Origin of the sequence: Leucobacter weissii (assembly GCF_017565745.1) — a bacterium.
Lineage (GTDB): Bacteria > Actinomycetota > Actinomycetes > Actinomycetales > Microbacteriaceae > Leucobacter > Leucobacter weissii.
Genome location: NZ_JAGDYM010000009.1, coordinates 49,906 through 66,852, shown reverse-complemented (window position 1 = coordinate 66,852; position 16,947 = coordinate 49,906). Strand labels below are relative to the sequence as shown.

Genomic DNA, 16,947 nt, shown 5'->3' with positions numbered 1-16,947 from the left:
GGGCCTCAGCTCGGGTCTTCGTCGCCGCGGGTGCCGAAGAGGATGTCGTCCCAGCTGGGGATCGCCGTCCGGCCCTTCTTCCGGTTCTTCTCCGCGGCGGAGCTCTCCGCGGCGGCGGCGTCGGGCTCCGCCGGCGGCGCCTGCTCCGAACCGTCCGCTCGCGGCTCGTCGGATCCGTCCGCGCCGACCGGCTCGCCGAGATGCTCCCCGGTCGCCGCCTGTCCGGCGCCGGGGAAGGGCAGCGGCTCGTTGTCCCGCACCGCCTCGGTGTGCTCGACGTCGCGCTCGCCCCGGCGCCGGCGCAGCGCGTCGAGCAGGTCCGCGGTCTGGCCGAGATCCGGGAGTTCCGCCTCGGGCGTCTTGATCGCCCGTTCCTCGATGTGCTGCCGTCGCAGATACTCCGATTCGGCGTCGATCACGGGGATGGAGCCGGTCGACGGGTGGTCCGCCGCGACGTGGCTCGAGATCGGGCGCTCCGGCTCATCCCCGTCCGCCTGCGCGTCGATCCCCGCCGTGAGGCGCTCGGGATCGAAGGCGCCGGAGTCGAAGCGGTCCTCGGCGTCGACGGCCCTGAGCTTCGGGATCAGCTGATCCCCGAGATCCCCCTGCTTCGAGAGCGAGACGGCGTGGGGGGTCACGGGGGAGAGCAGCGCCTTGCGGTGCTCGAACGACCACACCGCCTGATGCGCCGCGTCGCGGGAGACGAAATCGAGGCCGATCATCCAGCCGGAGTCCTCGTCGCGCCAGGACCTCCACACGACGTTCTCGGCGGCGAGGCCGTCGAGCCGCGCCGTGATGACGTCGCCGAACCGCTCCTCGGGGCTCTCGCCGGGGCTGGTCCGCACGGGAACGGCCTGTGCGAGTTCGAGGATGTAGCGCCGTTCGGCGAGCACCGGTTCCTCGTAGCGCTCGATGTCGCTCTCCTCGGCTCCGGTGGCCGCGGCCACCTCGGAGCGGGTCTTGCCGGAGCGGAGCAGCGACTGCACTTCTCGGGGGTTGATCCTCAGGGACCCGCGCGGAGGGCGGGAGAGGTGGCGGAGCTCCGCGAGCAGCGAGTCGTCGACGACGAGCCGGAACTCCTCGCCGGAGTCCGTCGCCACGATGAGCGAGCGGTCCTCGCGCCGCACCAAACGCAGTTCATCCATCGCGACATCCTCCTTGCGAATCCAGCCTAGCGTCGCATATCCGAGCCCGCATTCCGCTCATTGACGCGGCGGTTGGGCAACTTCACCGGACGATCTCCGTCGCCTCGACCCTCGGTCGCTTACGCACTCAGCGAACTCACGGGCCGAGAGTTTGCGCGCGAGGCCCAACTCGGGCAAACTATGGCCGCAGTCGATGCAGTCAGGCGGAGACAGACGACGAGAAACAGGAGAGCATGGCCACCGATTACGACGCTCCGCGCAAGTCCGAGGAAGACGCCGAGTCCATCGAGGCGTTGAAGGAGCGCGTGCCCGCGAAGGGCGAGTCCGCGATCGATTCGGAGGACGCCGACAACCCGGGGTTCGAGCTGGCGGGCGCCGATCTGTCGGACATCGAGCTCGATGTCGTGGTGCTGCCGCAGCAGGATGACGAGTTCACCTGCGTGAGCTGCTTCCTGGTCCGGCACCGCTCGCAGATGGATCACGAGACCGATCTCGGTCCGATCTGCGCGGAATGCTCGAACTGAAAAGCATCGCTTTTCAGGCATTCTGCGGCGGCGCCACTGCGCCGGAATGCTCGAACTGAAAAGCATCGCTTTTCAGGCATTCTGCGGCGGCGCCACTGCGCCGGAATGCTCGCACGGGGCGGGGCGGTTCCTCATCCGCTCCTGGCGGCGTCGATCGCGGCGATCAGCTCGTCCGGCCGGCGCGTGGTGATGATCCAGCACGGGGCGGGATCCGCCGGGTCGCGGACGTCGATGCGCACCGCCCGATGGATGTATCCGCGCACCAGCAGGTAGCTGCGGGCGTCGAGGCCGGGCCCGATCGCCTCGCGGAGTCCGTCTCTGCCGAGTGCCTCGGCCTCGCCCAGCACGGTGATGGGGATGCGTGCCGCGCCTGCGGTGAGCTCGCCGTGCTCGACGCGGACGACGGGTGCGAACAGCACGAGCGATCCCGCCACCGCCGCGTAGGCCATGACTCCGATCGGGACGGCCAGGGCCGGATTCAGCGGAGTGACCACCAGCATCACCGCCGGCACCAGCAGGAGCAGGGCGATGAACATCCAGGGGCCGGGCGACAAGCGCTCCCGGTAGCGGGCGGCGGCGGGTATTGCGGTCATACTCCTATTATCTCGGCAGGAGCGGCGGGCGATCCGCTAGCCTATCGGGGTGAGCGATCTCGTAGACCTTCCGACCGTCGGCTCTCCGGAGCAGTTCCCGCTGTACGCGAAGCCCGGGGACGCCGGCGCCGACCTGCGCAGCGCAGAGGAGCTGGTGATCGGACCGGGGGAGCGCGCCCTGGTCGGCACGGGCATCGCTTTCGCGCTGCCGGAGGGGTTCGCCGCATTCGTGGTGCCGCGGAGCGGCCTCGCGGTGAGGCACGGGATCACCGTGCTGAACGCTCCCGGCACGATCGACGCGGGGTATCGGGGCGAGATCAAGGTGCCGCTGATCAACACCGACCGGAGCGAGCCCTTCCGCATCGAGGCGGGGGACCGCATCGCCCAGCTGATCGTCGCGCCGGTGTCGCAGGCGCGATTCCTGCCCGCGGACGAACTGCCGCCGAGCGAGCGGGGAGTCGGCGGGTTCGGCTCCACGGGTGTCCGGGATTCCGCGTGACCGCGCGGCGGCGAGTGCGTGCGAGCAGTTCCAACGACCGAATCGTAAAGGAAGCAAGACGAGGATCATGAGCGACGAGACATCTGAGAACCCTTCGGAGGCGGGCGACGCGGTCGCTCTGAGCGAGATCGACCCCGAGGAGGGCCGCGCGGCGGAGGACGACGCCAAGTCGGCTCCGGAGGATCGCGAGACGGCCGGGCCCTTCGACGCGTCGGAGGTGCCCGCGATGCGCCCCTACGTCGATCTGGGGGGTGTCAAGATCGCGCCTCGGGAGGGGCTCCAGCTCCGGCTGGAGGTGGATGAGCGCTCGAAGCGCGTCGTGGCGGTGACGCTCGAGTACGCCGATTCGGTGCTCCAGCTCCAGGCGTTCAGCGCGCCGAAGAGCTCGGGGCTGTGGCACGGCGTGCGCCGCGAGATCGCGCAGCAGTTCGCCTCGCAGGGCAGCAGCGTGCAGGAGGAATCCGGCGCGTTCGGACCGGAGCTCGCCGCAGCGGCGCCGGTGCCCGCGGAGCAGGGCGGCGGCACGCGCGCGGTGCGCTTCGTGGGGGTGGACGGCCCGCGGTGGTTGCTGCGCGGAGCGATCATGGGGCGCGCCACCGGCGATTCCGAGGCCCGGGCCAAGGTGGACGAGCTCTTCCGGGACACGGTGATCGTGCGCGGGGATCAGCCGATGCCTCCGAGCGAGCTGCTTCCCCTCAGTGTTCCGGCCGGCGTTCAGCCGAACGGCCAGGCGGCCGCGGGCGGGTCGGCGTAGGCATGGGCCCGGACCGGCCGGGGGGTCGCGCGGAGCCCGAGGATTCGGCGGAGCCGAGCGGCGACGGCGAGCGGGATGCGCGGCTCGGCGGCCTCGGCCGTGCCGTCCAGGCCGGGCTCGGCGGGGAAGCGGTCACGGCGCGGGGCGTGCTCGACGCGATCGGAGGCGTGCGCGGCCTCGTCGAGGCGTTCGTCCCCGCGACGCTGTTCCTGGTGGTCTACGTGCTCGCGAAGGACGCGCGCATCGCGGCGATCGCCCCGTTGGCCATCGCGGTGCTCGCCGTCGTGGTGCGGCTGATCCGCAGGGAGCCGCTCTCCGCCGCGCTCTCCGGGGTCCTCGGCGTGGTGGTCTGCGTGGCTGCCGTGATGTTCACCGGGGAGGGGAGCAGCTACTTCGTCCCCGGTTTCTTCATCAACGGTGCGTGGATCCTGGCGCACACCGTCTCGCTGCTGGTCGGCTGGCCGCTGATCGGTCTCCTGCTCGGCTTCCTGCGCGGCTCGCTCACCGCCTGGCGCAAGGTGCCGGTGCTCCGTCGCGCCGCGGTGCTGTGCACGCTGGTCTGGATCGCCCTGTTCGCGGCCAGGCTCCTCGTCCAGCTCCCGCTCTACTTCGCGGATGACACCGAAGCGCTCGGCGTGGCCAGACTGGTGATGGGGGTTCCGTTGTTCGCGCTCGCGGTGCTGTTCACCTGGCTGGTGCTGGCGAGGGTCAGCTCGGCGGTGGACGCGGACGAGGCCCGGGCCGAGGCCGCGGGCTCCGCGCCAGGTGAGGGCACCCGTTCTTCATCCGACGAATGACACGCCGGTCGGAGCTCCGGCGCGTGGGTCCGATCGAACCGCCGCGTCCGCGGGGCGGTGTAGAATTGTCTTGATATCAAGATATTTTTGGATGGAGCGGTGATGGCATCACTCAACAGTTTCGGCGCCCAGAGCACTCTCGAGGTCGGTGGGAAGGGCTACCAGATCTTCAACGTGGGGAGCGTCGAGGGCGCGAAGCGCCTGCCCTACAGCCTGAAGGTGCTGCTCGAGAACCTGCTGCGCACCGAGGACGGCGCGAACGTCACGAAGCAGCACATCGAGGCGCTGGGCGGCTGGGATCCGGGCGCCGAGCCCGACACCGAGATCCAGTTCACGCCCGCGCGCGTCATCATGCAGGACTTCACCGGCGTGCCCTGCGTGGTCGATCTCGCCACGATGCGCGAGGCCGTGGTCGACCTCGGCGGCAGCCCCGACCGGATCAACCCCCTCGCCCCCGCCGAGCTGGTGATCGACCACTCGGTCATCTCCGACGTCTACGGCACCCCCGGCGCGTTCGCCAAGAACGTCGAGATCGAGTATCAGCGCAACGGCGAGCGCTATCAGTTCCTGCGCTGGGGCCAGGGCGCCTTCGACGAGTTCAAGGTGGTGCCCCCGGGCACCGGCATCGTGCATCAGGTCAACATCGAGTACCTCGCCCGCGTGACCTTCACCCGCGAGGTGGACGGCGTGCTGCAGGCCTACCCGGACACGTGCGTCGGCACGGACTCGCACACGACCATGCAGAACGGCCTCGGCGTGCTCGGCTGGGGCGTCGGCGGCATCGAGGCCGAGGCGGCCATGCTCGGCCAGCCGATCTCGATGCTCATCCCGCGCGTGGTGGGCTTCAAGCTCTCCGGCCAGATCCCGGCCGGCGTGACCGCGACGGACGTCGTGCTGACGATCACCCAGATGCTGCGCAAGCACGGCGTCGTCGGCAAGTTCGTGGAGTTCTACGGCGAGGGCGTAGGCTCGGTGCCGCTCGCCAACCGCGCCACCATCGGCAACATGAGCCCCGAGTTCGGCTCGACCGCCGCGATGTTCCCCGTCGACGAGGTCACCCTCGACTACCTGCGCCTCACCGGCCGCAGCGAGGAGCAGCTCGCGCTCATCAAGGCCTACACGCAGACGCAGGGCATGTGGCACGATCCCGAGCACGAGCCCGAGTACAGCGAGTACCTCGAGCTCGATCTCAGCACGGTCGTGGCCTCGATCGCGGGGCCGAAGCGCCCGCAGGACCGCATCGAGCTGTCGCGCTCGAAGGAGCAGTTCGAGAGCGATCTGCTGAACTACGCGCAGGCGGCGAACCCGGCCAAGGTGAAGGATCAGCAGGGGCGCGAGTTCGAGATCGACCACGGAGCCGTCACACTCGCCTCCATCACCTCGTGCACGAACACCTCGAATCCGTCCGTGATGCTCGCGGCCGGCGTGCTCGCGCGGAACGCGAACGCGCGCGGGCTCAAGGCGAAGCCGTGGGTCAAGACCACGCTCGCCCCCGGCTCGAAGGTCGTCACCGATTACTACGAGAAGTCGGGCCTGAAGTCCCACCTCGAGGATCTCGGCTTCTTCCTGGTCGGCTACGGGTGCATGACCTGCATCGGCAACTCGGGGCCGCTGAACGAGGAGATCTCCCAGGCGGTGAACGAGCACGACCTCGCCGTGACCGCGGTGCTCTCGGGCAACCGCAACTTCGAGGGCCGCATCAACCCCGACATCAAGATGAACTACCTCGCCAGCCCGCCGCTGGTCGTGGCCTACTCCCTCGCCGGATCGATGGACTTCGACTTCGAGAACGAGCCGCTCGGCCAGGACTCGGAGGGGGCCGACGTGTTCCTGCGCGATATCTGGCCCGATCCGGTCGAGGTGCAGAAGATCGCCGACGAGTCGATCGACAGCGACATGTTCAACTCGAAGTACGCGACGGTGTTCGACGGCGACGAGCACTGGAACTCGCTGCCCACGCCGACCGGCAACACCTTCGAATGGGACGAGAAGTCGACCTACGTGCGGAAGGCGCCGTACTTCGACGGCATGCCGCTCGAACCCGCCCCGGTCTCCGACATCACCGGTGCTCGTGTGCTCCTGAAGCTCGGCGACTCGGTCACCACCGACCACATCAGCCCCGCCGGCAGCTTCAAGGCGGAGACCCCCGCCGGCCAGTATCTCGTGGAGAACGGCATCGCCCCGAAGGACTTCAACACCTACGGCTCGCGCCGCGGCAACCACGAGGTGATGATCCGGGGCACCTTCGCGAACATCCGCATCCGCAACCAGCTGCTCGCCGCGGAGAACGACGGCGCGGGCGTGGAGGGCGGCTTCACCCGCGACTTCACGCAGCCCGGCGCCCCCCAGGCCTACGTCTACGACGCGTGCCAGAACTACGAGGCGGCGGGCATTCCGCTCGTCGTCCTCGGCGGCAAGGAGTACGGTTCGGGGTCCTCGCGCGACTGGGCGGCGAAGGGCACCAGGCTGCTCGGGGTCCGGGCCGTCATCACCGAGAGCTTCGAGCGGATCCACCGCTCCAACCTGATCGGCATGGGCGTGCTGCCGCTGCAGTTCCCGCTCGGGCAGAGCGCGGACAGCCTGGGACTCGACGGGACCGAGACCTTCGACATCATCGGGGTGACGCAGCTCAACGAGGGCGTCACGCCGAAGACGCTGACGGTCACGGCGACGAAGGAGGACGGCTCGGTCGTGTCCTTCGAAGCCGTCGTGCGCATCGACACCCCGGGCGAGGCCGACTACTACCGCAACGGCGGGATCCTGCAGTACGTCCTGCGCTCGCTCGTCTAGGCGGGAGGAGCCGGGGGCGGCGCGCCGCCCCCGGGCCTCGTGGCCCCTCAGGAGATGCCCAGCCCGGCGTTACTCCTCGGTTACGCGGCGAAACAGTCGCGAAGCATTGATCTGCTGGAATGGTCCCCATGACCCTTCCGGTGACCGTGGAAGTCCGACGCCAGACGAGCCCTGACCAATCCGGTGACGCCATCGCCTGGATCGACGAGGGGCTCGCCCTCGCACGGAGCTTCGAGGGCTGTCTCGGCGGGGGAGTGCTGCGCGATGCGGAGGACGAGAACGTGCTGCACGTCGTCTATCGCTTCAGGGACGAGGCGGCGCTGCGGGCGTGGGAGAACTCCGAGGAGCGCCTGCGTTGGCTCCGCAGCGGCGACCCGCTCGTGCGGGGCGAGCGGGTCCAGCGACGCACGGGCATCGAGGGCTGGTTCGACGGTCCCGATCTGCGCCGCGAGGTCGTGGGCCGGACGGGCACGGTGCGCACGATCGGAGTCAGATCGGCGCCTCTCCGCTGGAAGCAGATGTGCGCCATATGGATCGGCGTCTTCCTGATGAATCTCGCCGTGGTGCCGGCGGTGGCACTGCTGCCCGGTTGGGAGACCTGGCCTCTGGCTCTCCGCGCCGCCGTGCTCGCCGGGGTGCTCGCGCCGCTGATGATCTTCGCCGTGATGCCGGTCGTGACCCGCGTGCTCCGCCCGTGGCTGCGCCGCAATCCCGGGGTGATCCGGAGCGAGCGCTCGCTGCGCGAGGCGCTCGACGCGCGCGCGGCCCGCGGATCCTGAGCGCCACGGCGAGGAGGTCGGCGCGGCGCGCACTAAGCTGGGGTGATGCTCGAACGAATCGACGGGCCGCGCGACCTGGACGCGCTGACGACGGAGGAGCTCAAGCGGCTCGCCGCGGAGATCCGCGAGTTCCTCATCTCGGAGGTGTCGAAGACCGGCGGTCATCTGGGGCCCAACCTCGGCGTCGTCGAGCTCACCATCGCGCTGCATCGCGTATTCGACTCGCCGCGCGACCCCATCGTGTGGGATACCGGACACCAGAGCTACGTGCACAAGCTGCTGACCGGGCGCAAGGACTTCTCCGAACTGCGCCGCCGCGGCGGACTCGCCGGCTATCCGCAGCGGGCCGAGAGCGAGCACGACATCGTCGAGAGCTCGCACGCCTCGAGCTCGCTGAGCTGGGCGGACGGTATCAGCCGCGCCTTCGCGAGGCGCGCGCAGAGCGATCCCGAGCAGCAGGATCGTCATGTCGTTGCCGTCGTCGGCGACGGCGCGCTGACGGGCGGGATGACGTGGGAGGCGCTGAACAACATCACCGACGACAACGACCGCAACCTGGTGATCGTGGTCAACGACAACGGCCGATCCTATGCGCCGACCATCGGCGGCATGGCGAGATTCCTGAACAGCGTGCGCGTCACCGGCGGGTACCGCGACCTGCAGGAGGGCAGTGAGCGGCTCTTCGGCGCGCTCGGCGCGCCGGGCCGCGTGATCTACCGCGCGGCCCGCGGAGCGGTGCGCGGGCTGGTGAGCCGCGCGTCGGACAACCAGGATCTGTACAGCAATCTCGACATCAAGTACGTCGGCCCGGTGGACGGGCACGATCTGGAAGCGGTCGAGGAGGCGCTGCGACAGGCGAAGGGCTACGGGCGACCGGCGCTCGTGCACGTCATCACCGAGAAGGGGCGCGGGTACGCGCCGGCCGAGAACGACCTGGCCGACCAGTTCCACGCGATCGGACAGATCGACCCGGACACGGGGGCCGCCGTCAACGGGGGGACGGGTCCGAGCTTCACGAGCGTGTTCGGCGAGCGCCTGGTGGAGCTCGCGCGGGACGACGAACGGCTGGTCGGCATCACCGCGGCGATGCTGGCGCCCACCGGGCTCGACCGTTTCGCCGAGGAGTTCCCGGATCGCGTCTACGACGTGGGGATCGCCGAGCAGCACGCGGCGACGACCGCGGCAGGCCTCGCCTACGGCGGGCTGCATCCGGTCGTCGCCCTCTACGCGACCTTCGTGAACCGCGCCTTCGACCAGCTGTTGATGGACGTCGCCCTGCACCGCGCGGGCGTCACCTTCGCCCTCGATCGGGCCGGCGTCACCGGGCCGGACGGGGCGAGCCACAACGGGGTCTGGGATCTCGCGGCGCTCCAGGTGGTGCCCGGGATCCGGATCGCGGCGCCGCGCGACGAAGCGACCCTGCGGGAGCTTCTGGGTGAGGCCGTGCAGATCGACGACGGACCGACCGTGGTGCGCTATCCGAAGGGGGCCGTGGGCGAGCCCATCTCCGCGTCGCGCCGGACGGACGACGGGACCGATGTGCTGCGCGATCCCGCGCCGGGGGACTCGGCCGAGGGCGCGGAGGTCGACGTCCTGTTCGTCGGCGTGGGGCCGATGAACCGGATCTCTCTCGAGGCCGCCGCGCTCCTCGAGGAGCACGGCATCACCTCGACCGTGATCGACCCCCGCTGGGTGGTGCCGGTCGCGGCGTCGGTGGTGGAGTTCGCCCGCGGCCACCGCCTGCTCGTCAGCATCGAGGACGGCATCCGCGTGGGCGGCGTGGGCACGAGGATCCGTCAGGCCCTCCGCGACGCCGGGGTGGACACCGCGGTGAGCGAACTGGGCGTGCCCGACGAGTTCCTCGAGCACGCGAGCCGGGCCGAACTGCTCGCGGAGGCCGGGCTCACGGCCGACCGGATCGCCGCTGATGTCATCGAGCAGGTGCGTGGGACCAAGATCCCCGTCGCCCGCCCCCGCTGAACGCGAGCTGATTTCGACGACGAGTGCGACTGCGCGTGCAGACTTCAGCAACGTACCCTGGTAGTCGTGAAGCGCCAGCCCGTGAATCTCCGCCTCCTGCCCGGCGACCGTTTGCAGCTGCCCTCCGGTGTGCGGCTCGATCGTGCCGTCGATGATCCCGAGCAGGATCGGGAGAGCGTGGCCGCCGAGGTCGCGCGCGCGGATCACGTCATCTACTGGTGGTACGGGGCACCACTCGCGGACATCACCGGTGACTCCGCCCGCATCGGCGCGCTGATCGAACTGCTCGATGCGCCCTTCCCGGGAGACACGTGCGCCCTTCGGTACACGGGGTCCGGTCTGCTCGCCGTCGTGTTCAACGAAACCCACTGACGGCCGGGGCGTTCACCGAATCGGGGACGCATATGACGGGCATGCTCGGAATGCAACCGTCATATGCGTCCCCGAGAACCGTTCCGGGCGGTCGATCCCGGCTCAGCTCACGCCGGCGACCGGAGGGTTGTGGAACGTGGACCCGAAGGCCCGCTCGCTCGCGCCGACCCGGTCGAGGTAGGGGGTCGCGCCTCCGGCCTGGAACGGCCAGCCCGCCCCGAGGATCAGGCAGAGATCGATGTCCTCGGCGGCGGCGACCACGCCGCCGCCCGGATCGGCCGGATCGAGCATGATCCTGATCTCTCCCGCCAGCTCGTCCTCGACGCGGCGCAGGATCTCCTCCTCGCTCACGGCGTCTCGCCCGAAGCTCAGCGCCTTCTTCGCCGCCTTCGACAGATCCTCGACCTTGCCGTGCTTGTTCTTGACGAGCGGCTCCTCGATCTCGGCCAGCGCGTGCAGGTTCTCCGAGGCGTAGAAGCGCTCGGGGAAGGCGGCGACCATCGTGTCCTGGACGTGGGCGGCGACCTTCCAGCCGACCAGATCGATGAGCTCGAAGGGGCCCATCGGCAGCCCGATCGGTGCGAAGGCCCGCTCCACGACCGGAAGCGGCGTGCCCGCGTCCAGCGCTCGCGCGGCCTCGCCCATCACCTTGGCGAGCAGGCGGTTCACGACGAAACCGGGACGATCCGCGGTGATCACGGCGCTCTTGCCGAGCTTCTTCGCCGTCTCCATCGCGGTGGCGAGCGTCTCCTCGCTCGTGCTCGGCACCCGGACGACCTCGATGAGCGGCATGACCGCGACGGGGTTGAAGAAGTGGAAGCCGACGAGACGCTCCGGGTGGGCGAGCTTCGCCCCGATCTCCTCGACGGAGAGCGAAGAGGTGTTGGTGGCGATGACGGCGTCCTCCCGGATGATCGGCTCGATCTCCGCGAACACCTGCTGCTTCACCCCGAGCTCCTCGAACACCGCCTCGATCACCCAGTCGCAGTCGGCGTACGCCGACTTGTCGGTCGTGCCGCTCACGAGCGCCTTGACCTGGTTGGCGTCGTCCGAGGTCAGGCGGCCCTTGTCGAGCATCTTGTCGATCTCGCCGCGGATGTAGTCGATGCCCTTGTCGACCCGGGCCTGATCGAGATCGGTGATGAGCACCGGAACCCGCAGCTTGCGGGCGAAGAGCAGGGCGAACTGGCTCGCCATCAGGCCGGCGCCGATGATGCCGACCTTCCGGACGGGCCGGGCGAGCTCCTTCGGCGGTGCGCCGGCGGGGCGCTTCGCGCGCTTCTGCACGAGGTCGAAGGCGTAGATCGAGGCGTGGAACTGGTCTCCGGCGATCAGCTCGGCCAGCGCCTCGTCCTCCCGCGCGAAGCCCTTCTCGATGTTCCCGTCCTTCGCCGCGGCGAGCAGATCGAGTGCGACGTAGGGCGCCTTCGCCGCCGTGCCGATCCTCGCCGTGAGCGTATCGCGGGCGATCTTGATCGCCGCCGGCCACTTGATGAGGCGCTCGGTCTTGCCCGGCACGTGGGGCCGCTTCACGTCGACGGCGCCGTTCAGTACGCCGTCGGCCCAGCGGATGGAGCGCTCGAGGAAGCTCGCCGAGCCGAACAGGGCGTCGAAGAGGCCGAGGTCGTAGGCCTGCTGCGGCTTCAGCATGCGGTTGTTCTTCAGCGGGTTGGAGACGATGATCTCGAGCGCGCTCTCGATGCCGATCAGGTTCGGCACGATCGTGGCCCCGCCCCAGCCGGGGATGAGCCCCAGGAACACTTCCGGGAAGGCGAGCGCCGCAGTCGAGGAGTCGAGGGTGCGGTAATCGCAGTTCAGCGCGATCTCCATCGCCCCGCCGAGCGCGAGGCCGTTGACGAAGGCGAAGGACGGCACGCCGAGGCGGCCCAGGCGCCCGAGCACGCGGTGCCCGAACTGCGCCATCAGTCTGGCGTTGCGCTCGTCGGCGAGGGTCGAGACCTTCGAGAGGTCGGCGCCCGCGGCGAAGATGAAGGGCTTGCCGGTGATGCCGACGGCCGCGATCTCGCCCGCCGCGGCCCGCGCGCCGAGGGACTCGAGCGCGCTCTCGAGCTCCGCGAGCGTGCGGGGGCCGAGGGTGTTGGGGCGGCGGTGGTCGTGCCCGTTGTCGAGGGTGATGAGGGCGAGCACGCCGCCAGAGGGGAGCGCGACATCGCGAACGTAGCTGCGCGTGATCACCTCATCCTCTGCGGCCTCGAGCAGCGGGGTGAAATCGATGGTGCTGTAGTCGGTCATGATGCTCACTTGCCCTTCTTGCCGTCGAAGTTCGGGTTCTCCCAGATCACGGTGCCGCCCTGACCGAGGCCCACGCACATCGCGGTGAGTCCGTAGCGCACGTCAGGCCGCTGTTCGAACTGGCGGGCGAGCTGGATCATGAGCCGCACGCCGGAGGCGGCGAGAGGGTGCCCGACGGCGATCGCCCCGCCCCACGGGTTGACCCGCGGGTCGTCGTCGGCCAGGCCGAAGTGGTCCGTGAACGAGAGCACCTGCACGGCGAACGCCTCGTTCAGCTCGAAGAGTCCGATGTCGTCGATCCCGAGCCCGGCGCGCTTCAGCGCCTTCTCCGTGGAGGGGACCGGGCCGAGGCCCATCACCTCGGCTTGCACGCCGGCGAAGGCGAAGCCGACCAACCGCATCTTCGCCGTCAGTCCGAGCTCCGCCGCGGTGTCGGATCCGGCCAGCAGCGACATCGTCGCGCCGTCGGTCAGCGGAGACGAGGTACCCGCAGTGACGCGGCCGTGCGGGCGGAACGGCGTCTTCAGGCCGGCCAGGCCCTCGAGGGTGGTCTCGGGGCGACGTCCCTCGTCCTCGGTGGCGAGACCCCAGCCCTCCGCCGTGCGGAAGGCCACGGGCACGAGATCCGGCTGGATGTCGCCGCGGTCGTAGGCCTCCTGCACCTTCTGCTGGCTGCGCATGCCGAAGCGATCGGCGCGCTCCTTGGTGAGTTCGGGGAAGCGGTCGTGCAGACGTTCCGCGGTGACGCCCATGTTGAGCGCGTCCGGACTGACGATCTTCTCCGAGACGAAGCGCGGGTTCGGATCCGAGTCCAGCCCGATCGGGTGGCGCCCCATGTGCTCCACCCCGCCGGCCACGGCCAGGTCGTACTGCCCCGCTCCGATCGCCGCTGCGCTGAAGGCCGCCACCGTCATGGCGCCAGCGCACATCCGGTCGAGGGCGAAGCCGGGAACGGTGACGGGGAGCCCCGCGAGGATCGCCACCGTCCTGCCGAGGGTGAGCCCCTGGTCGCCCTGCTGCGTCGTCGCCGCGATGCCGACGTCGTCGATCCGGTCGAGGGGCAGGTCGGGCTGGCGCTCCAGCAGGCCCTGCAGCGCCTTGACCGCGAGATCGTCGGCGCGCGTACCCCAGTACATGCCCTTTTCGCCTGCGCGTCCGAACGGAGTGCGCACCCCGTCGACGAAGACCACATCTCTCTGAGTGGACACTGCTCCTCCTTTGCAACCGTGCAGAATCGAGCGCGTGGATCGCGCTGCCTCCAATACTAGAAACGAAGCCTGAGTCCGCGCGAAGGCCGTGCCGAAGCCATGCCTGCGACGAGAGCTGCGCGGGCTGGTTTATCAGTGGTCTACAAAAGCCTCGGCGATCACCGCGGCGGTGGCGATCGCCTGCCAGGGGCGTGCGCCGAGTTCGAGGAGGCGGGCCGACACGGTTTCTGGCGTGGCGGGGGAGGGCGGATCCCAGGCCAGCCGGCGCAGCGTGTCGGGAGTGAGCAGATTCTCGAGGGGCATGGTCAGACGCTCCGCCTCCTCGGCGAGCGCCGCGCGCGCGGCGGCGAGCCGGGCCGCCGCCTCCGGATGTCGCTGGGCCCAGTTGCGGTGGTGGGGGATCGATCCCGGTTCCCGCTTCGGGGGCCCGGGGAGATCGTCGCTGGTCTTGGCCCGCAGCACCGCTCGCCACCATCGGTCCAGCTCCCTGCGGCTCGCCCGTCCGCGGAAATCGCTCAGGCCCGCGAGGTGGGCGGCCGAGCGCGGCATCGCGGAGGCCGCGACGATGATCGACGAGTCCGGCAGCAAGCGTCCCGGGGCCGTGTCCTCGGCCCTCGCCAGCTCGTCGCGGGCGAACCACAGCTCCCGAGCGATCGCGAGCTCCCGAGACGCTTTGAGACGATTGCCGCCGCTGAGCCGACGCCACGGCTCTGCGCTGGCGGGCTTCGGCGGTCTGGTCCGCACCGACTCGAACTCCTGCAGTGCGATCTCGGTCTTCCCCTGCGCATCGAGCTCCTCCGCGACCGCGTCCCGCAGATCGGGCAGCAGCGCCACGTCGAGCGCCGCGTACTCCAGCCAGGCGTCGGGGAGCGGTCTGCGCGACCAGTCCGAGGCGGAGTGGGCCTTCTCCAGATGGATCCCGAGCAGGCGCTCCACGATGCTGCCGAGGCCGACGCGCTCGAAGCCGAGCAGCCGCGAGGCGAGCTCCGTGTCGAAGAGCCGCTCCGGAGAGAGCCCCAGCGCTGCGAGGCAGGCGAGGTCCTGACTCGCGGAGTGCAGGATCCACTCCTCCCCGCTCAGGGCGTCTCCGAGGGGCGCGAACCCGCCGATGGTCGTCGGGTCGAAGAGGAAGGTGCCCGCGTCCCTGCGGGAGACCTGCACCAGATAGGCCTCGCCTCCGTAGCGGAAGCCCGACGCGCGCTCGGCGTCGACGCCCACCGGCCCGCGCCCCGAGGCGAGCGACTCCGCGGCGCGCGCCAGCGCATCGTCGTCGGAGACGAGGGACCAGGTGGTCCCGAGTTCGTGCTGTTCGACCATCCCCGACGCGCCTATCCGCGCTTGGCCCGCTGCGCACCGAGCGAGGGGACGCCCTCGTGATGCGGCAGGCCGGCGAGCAGGCAGAGCAGCTCGCCCCATGACTCGGCGTGCGGCCCGAAGTTGTCTCCCAGCGGCGTCCACGACGCGCGGATCTCGATCTGCGCGGTATCGCCCTGGCGCTCGAGCGTGCCGAAGCCGGTCGAGAGGGTCTTCGTCGCCGTTCCCGACGCATAGGTGTAGGCCGCACCGCGCGATTCGAGCGCGTCGGTCAGCCAGGTCCAGGCGACATCGGCGATGAAGGGATCGATGCCGATCTCCAGTTCCAACGGCGCCTGCGCGAAGCAGACGATGCGAAAAGGCCCGCCCCAGTCCTCGGCCGAGGCCGGATCGTGCATGAGCACCAGGCGACCCGCCCCGTAGGGCGAATCGCTCTCCTCGTCTCCGGGATGGGACTGGCCGTGGATGACCCCGGCGGAGAAGGCGACGGATCGCGGTGCGATCCGTTCCGGCGCGGGGATCTCGCGGACGCGGAGCTCCTCGCGGATCCTGGCCGAGCGCAGTTGCGACACGGCATTCTCGAACACCGTGTCCTCGTCGCCCGGGCGTGTCATCACATGGCCGAGATTAGAGTTAGCAGGGAGCGCTCGGACGTTGCCACGCCGATGAGGCGTGTTTCGTCGGCGCTGAGCGTCCGTTCGAACGGAAGGCTGAGACGCACATGACGGTTCGCAGATATCGTTCGGGTCGCATCGCCCGGACACCGGTGGTGATCGCGGGTGCCGCCGCCGGGACGGTCGGCGCCGCGATCGGGTTGTCCGCTCACTTCGCCAGGCGCGTGCTCACCCCCGCACGGCTTCCCGAGGCGCGCACGATCGTGCGCGCGGTCGACTCCGATGCCGACGGCCGCGGGCGGATCTGGCTGCGCGGACCGGATGCGGCGCTCCCAGGCAAGTACTCCTTCATCTTCGACGACGGCTCCTCCCACGCGCGCCTGGGGGCGGCGCTGGAGCAGGTCGTGAGGGGCCGGGATCGACTCGTGGCGCGCGAGGTGCTCGCCGTCGACCGCGGATCGTTGCGCCCGGGCGCGCGGGGGCGGGTCACGGGCTGGTGGTACACCGACCCGGCGGAGCTCGGCTTCGAGACGCGTCGCGTCGGGCTCCGCCTCGAGGGCGGGCCGAGCTGGGCCTGGATCGTCTCCCCGCCGGCCGATCGTGCGCTCGACGGCCGCTGGGCGATCCACGTGCACGGCCGGGGCGCGCTGCCGGAGGAGACGCTTCGCGGTGTGGCCCCCTTCGCCCGGGCGGGGATCACGAGCCTGATCCTCGCGTACCGCAACGATCCGGGGGCGCCACGCGGTCTGCGCGGCCGATACGGACTCGGGCTGGCCGAGTCGCGCGACGTGGACGCGGCGCTGGCTTGGGTGCGCGAGCAGGGCGCGACATCGGTCACGCTCGCAGGCTGGTCGATGGGCGGCACCGCGTGTCTGATCGCGGCCGCTCGCGGGCCGCAGCACGGCCTCGTCGACGGCCTGGTGCTGGACTCGCCGGCGGTCGACTGGAGCGGTCTGCTCGATCGGCAGGCCCGTCTCTCGCGCGTGCCGACGGGCGTCGCCCGCCTCGCGGGTGCGCTCATGCAGCTCGGTATCGTCCGCGGCGCGGTGCCGGGCCGCCGATCCACCGACATCGCCTCGTTGAGCCCCGAGCGATTCGCCGCGGAGCTGCGCGTCCCCGTGCTCATCCATGCGAGTCCCGGCGACACCTTCGTCCCCTGGGAGGGGGCCAGACGGCTCGCCGAGCTCAAGCCGGAGTCGGTGAGGCTGCGCCAGGGCGCAGGCGAGCACGTCAAGCTCTGGAACGTCGATCCCGGCTCCTGGGAGCGGGCGACGGAAACGTTCGTCCGCGGGCTCACCGAGGGAGAGCGCACACCGTAGACTTGA

15 protein-coding genes are annotated in these 16,947 nt (G+C 70.3%); 9 read left to right on the top strand and 6 right to left on the bottom strand.

Features of this window, described 5'->3' with window-relative positions:
- Positions 1 to 5: 5 nt before the first annotated feature.
- A complete protein-coding gene (gene sepH / locus J4H92_RS07925) occupies positions 6 to 1,145 on the bottom strand; it encodes a septation protein SepH (protein WP_208097640.1) in 1,140 nt (379 codons plus the stop codon).
- Between the two features lie 233 nt (positions 1,146 to 1,378).
- Here sepH and J4H92_RS07920 point away from each other — a divergent pair, with 233 nt between their 5' ends.
- A complete protein-coding gene (locus tag J4H92_RS07920; RefSeq protein ID WP_208097639.1) occupies positions 1,379 to 1,669 on the top strand; it encodes a DUF4193 domain-containing protein in 291 nt (96 codons plus the stop codon).
- Positions 1,670 to 1,800: 131 nt separating this feature from the next.
- Here the strand turns inward: J4H92_RS07920 and J4H92_RS07915 are convergent, their stop codons facing one another.
- Positions 1,801 to 2,262, bottom strand: a complete 462-nt coding sequence (locus tag J4H92_RS07915) for a DUF3093 domain-containing protein (protein WP_208097638.1) — start codon at positions 2,260 to 2,262, stop codon at positions 1,801 to 1,803.
- A gap of 49 nt (positions 2,263 to 2,311) precedes the next feature.
- Here J4H92_RS07915 and dut point away from each other — a divergent pair, with 49 nt between their 5' ends.
- From dut to J4H92_RS07880, 7 genes are all read left to right on the top strand, one after another.
- Positions 2,312 to 2,761, top strand: a complete 450-nt coding sequence (gene dut, locus J4H92_RS07910; RefSeq protein WP_208097637.1) for a dUTP diphosphatase — start codon at positions 2,312 to 2,314, stop codon at positions 2,759 to 2,761.
- Positions 2,762 to 2,828: 67 nt separating this feature from the next.
- Positions 2,829 to 3,515, top strand: a complete 687-nt coding sequence (locus tag J4H92_RS07905; protein ID WP_208097636.1) for a DUF3710 domain-containing protein — start codon at positions 2,829 to 2,831, stop codon at positions 3,513 to 3,515.
- A 2-nt stretch (positions 3,516 to 3,517) separates the two neighbouring features.
- On the top strand, positions 3,518 to 4,312 hold the full coding sequence (locus J4H92_RS07900) for a DUF3159 domain-containing protein (RefSeq protein WP_208097635.1): 795 nt from the start codon (positions 3,518 to 3,520) through the stop codon (positions 4,310 to 4,312).
- Between the two features lie 99 nt (positions 4,313 to 4,411).
- On the top strand, positions 4,412 to 7,102 hold the full coding sequence (gene acnA / locus J4H92_RS07895; protein ID WP_341783039.1) for an aconitate hydratase AcnA: 2,691 nt from the start codon (positions 4,412 to 4,414) through the stop codon (positions 7,100 to 7,102).
- Between the two features lie 128 nt (positions 7,103 to 7,230).
- Positions 7,231 to 7,881: an antibiotic biosynthesis monooxygenase gene (locus tag J4H92_RS07890; RefSeq protein ID WP_208097633.1), complete on the top strand. Its 651-nt coding sequence runs from the start codon at positions 7,231 to 7,233 to the stop codon at positions 7,879 to 7,881.
- Positions 7,882 to 7,926: 45 nt separating this feature from the next.
- Positions 7,927 to 9,861 carry a 1-deoxy-D-xylulose-5-phosphate synthase gene (dxs, locus tag J4H92_RS07885; protein WP_208097632.1) on the top strand — a complete coding sequence of 645 codons (1,935 nt, stop codon included), beginning with the start codon at positions 7,927 to 7,929 and terminating at the stop codon, positions 9,859 to 9,861.
- A gap of 66 nt (positions 9,862 to 9,927) precedes the next feature.
- Entirely contained in the window at positions 9,928 to 10,233 is a 306-nt protein-coding gene (locus tag J4H92_RS07880; RefSeq protein WP_208097631.1) for a hypothetical protein, read from the top strand.
- Between the two features lie 102 nt (positions 10,234 to 10,335).
- On the opposite strand, the gene J4H92_RS07875 is transcribed toward J4H92_RS07880, so the two are convergent.
- The 4 genes from J4H92_RS07875 to J4H92_RS07860 form a co-directional block, all read right to left on the bottom strand.
- Positions 10,336 to 12,486: a 3-hydroxyacyl-CoA dehydrogenase NAD-binding domain-containing protein gene (locus J4H92_RS07875; RefSeq protein WP_208097795.1), complete on the bottom strand. Its 2,151-nt coding sequence runs from the start codon at positions 12,484 to 12,486 to the stop codon at positions 10,336 to 10,338.
- 5 nt (positions 12,487 to 12,491) lie between these two features.
- A complete protein-coding gene (locus tag J4H92_RS07870; protein WP_208097630.1) occupies positions 12,492 to 13,694 on the bottom strand; it encodes a thiolase family protein in 1,203 nt (400 codons plus the stop codon).
- A 132-nt stretch (positions 13,695 to 13,826) separates the two neighbouring features.
- Entirely contained in the window at positions 13,827 to 15,011 is a 1,185-nt protein-coding gene (locus tag J4H92_RS07865; protein WP_208097629.1) for an HRDC domain-containing protein, read from the bottom strand.
- A gap of 11 nt (positions 15,012 to 15,022) precedes the next feature.
- Positions 15,023 to 15,622, bottom strand: a complete 600-nt coding sequence (locus tag J4H92_RS07860; protein ID WP_208097794.1) for a DUF3000 domain-containing protein — start codon at positions 15,620 to 15,622, stop codon at positions 15,023 to 15,025.
- A 107-nt stretch (positions 15,623 to 15,729) separates the two neighbouring features.
- On the opposite strand from J4H92_RS07860, the gene J4H92_RS07855 reads away from it, so the two are divergent.
- Positions 15,730 to 16,941 carry an alpha/beta hydrolase family protein gene (locus J4H92_RS07855; protein WP_208097628.1) on the top strand — a complete coding sequence of 404 codons (1,212 nt, stop codon included), beginning with the start codon at positions 15,730 to 15,732 and terminating at the stop codon, positions 16,939 to 16,941.
- Positions 16,942 to 16,947: the final 6 nt, after the last annotated feature.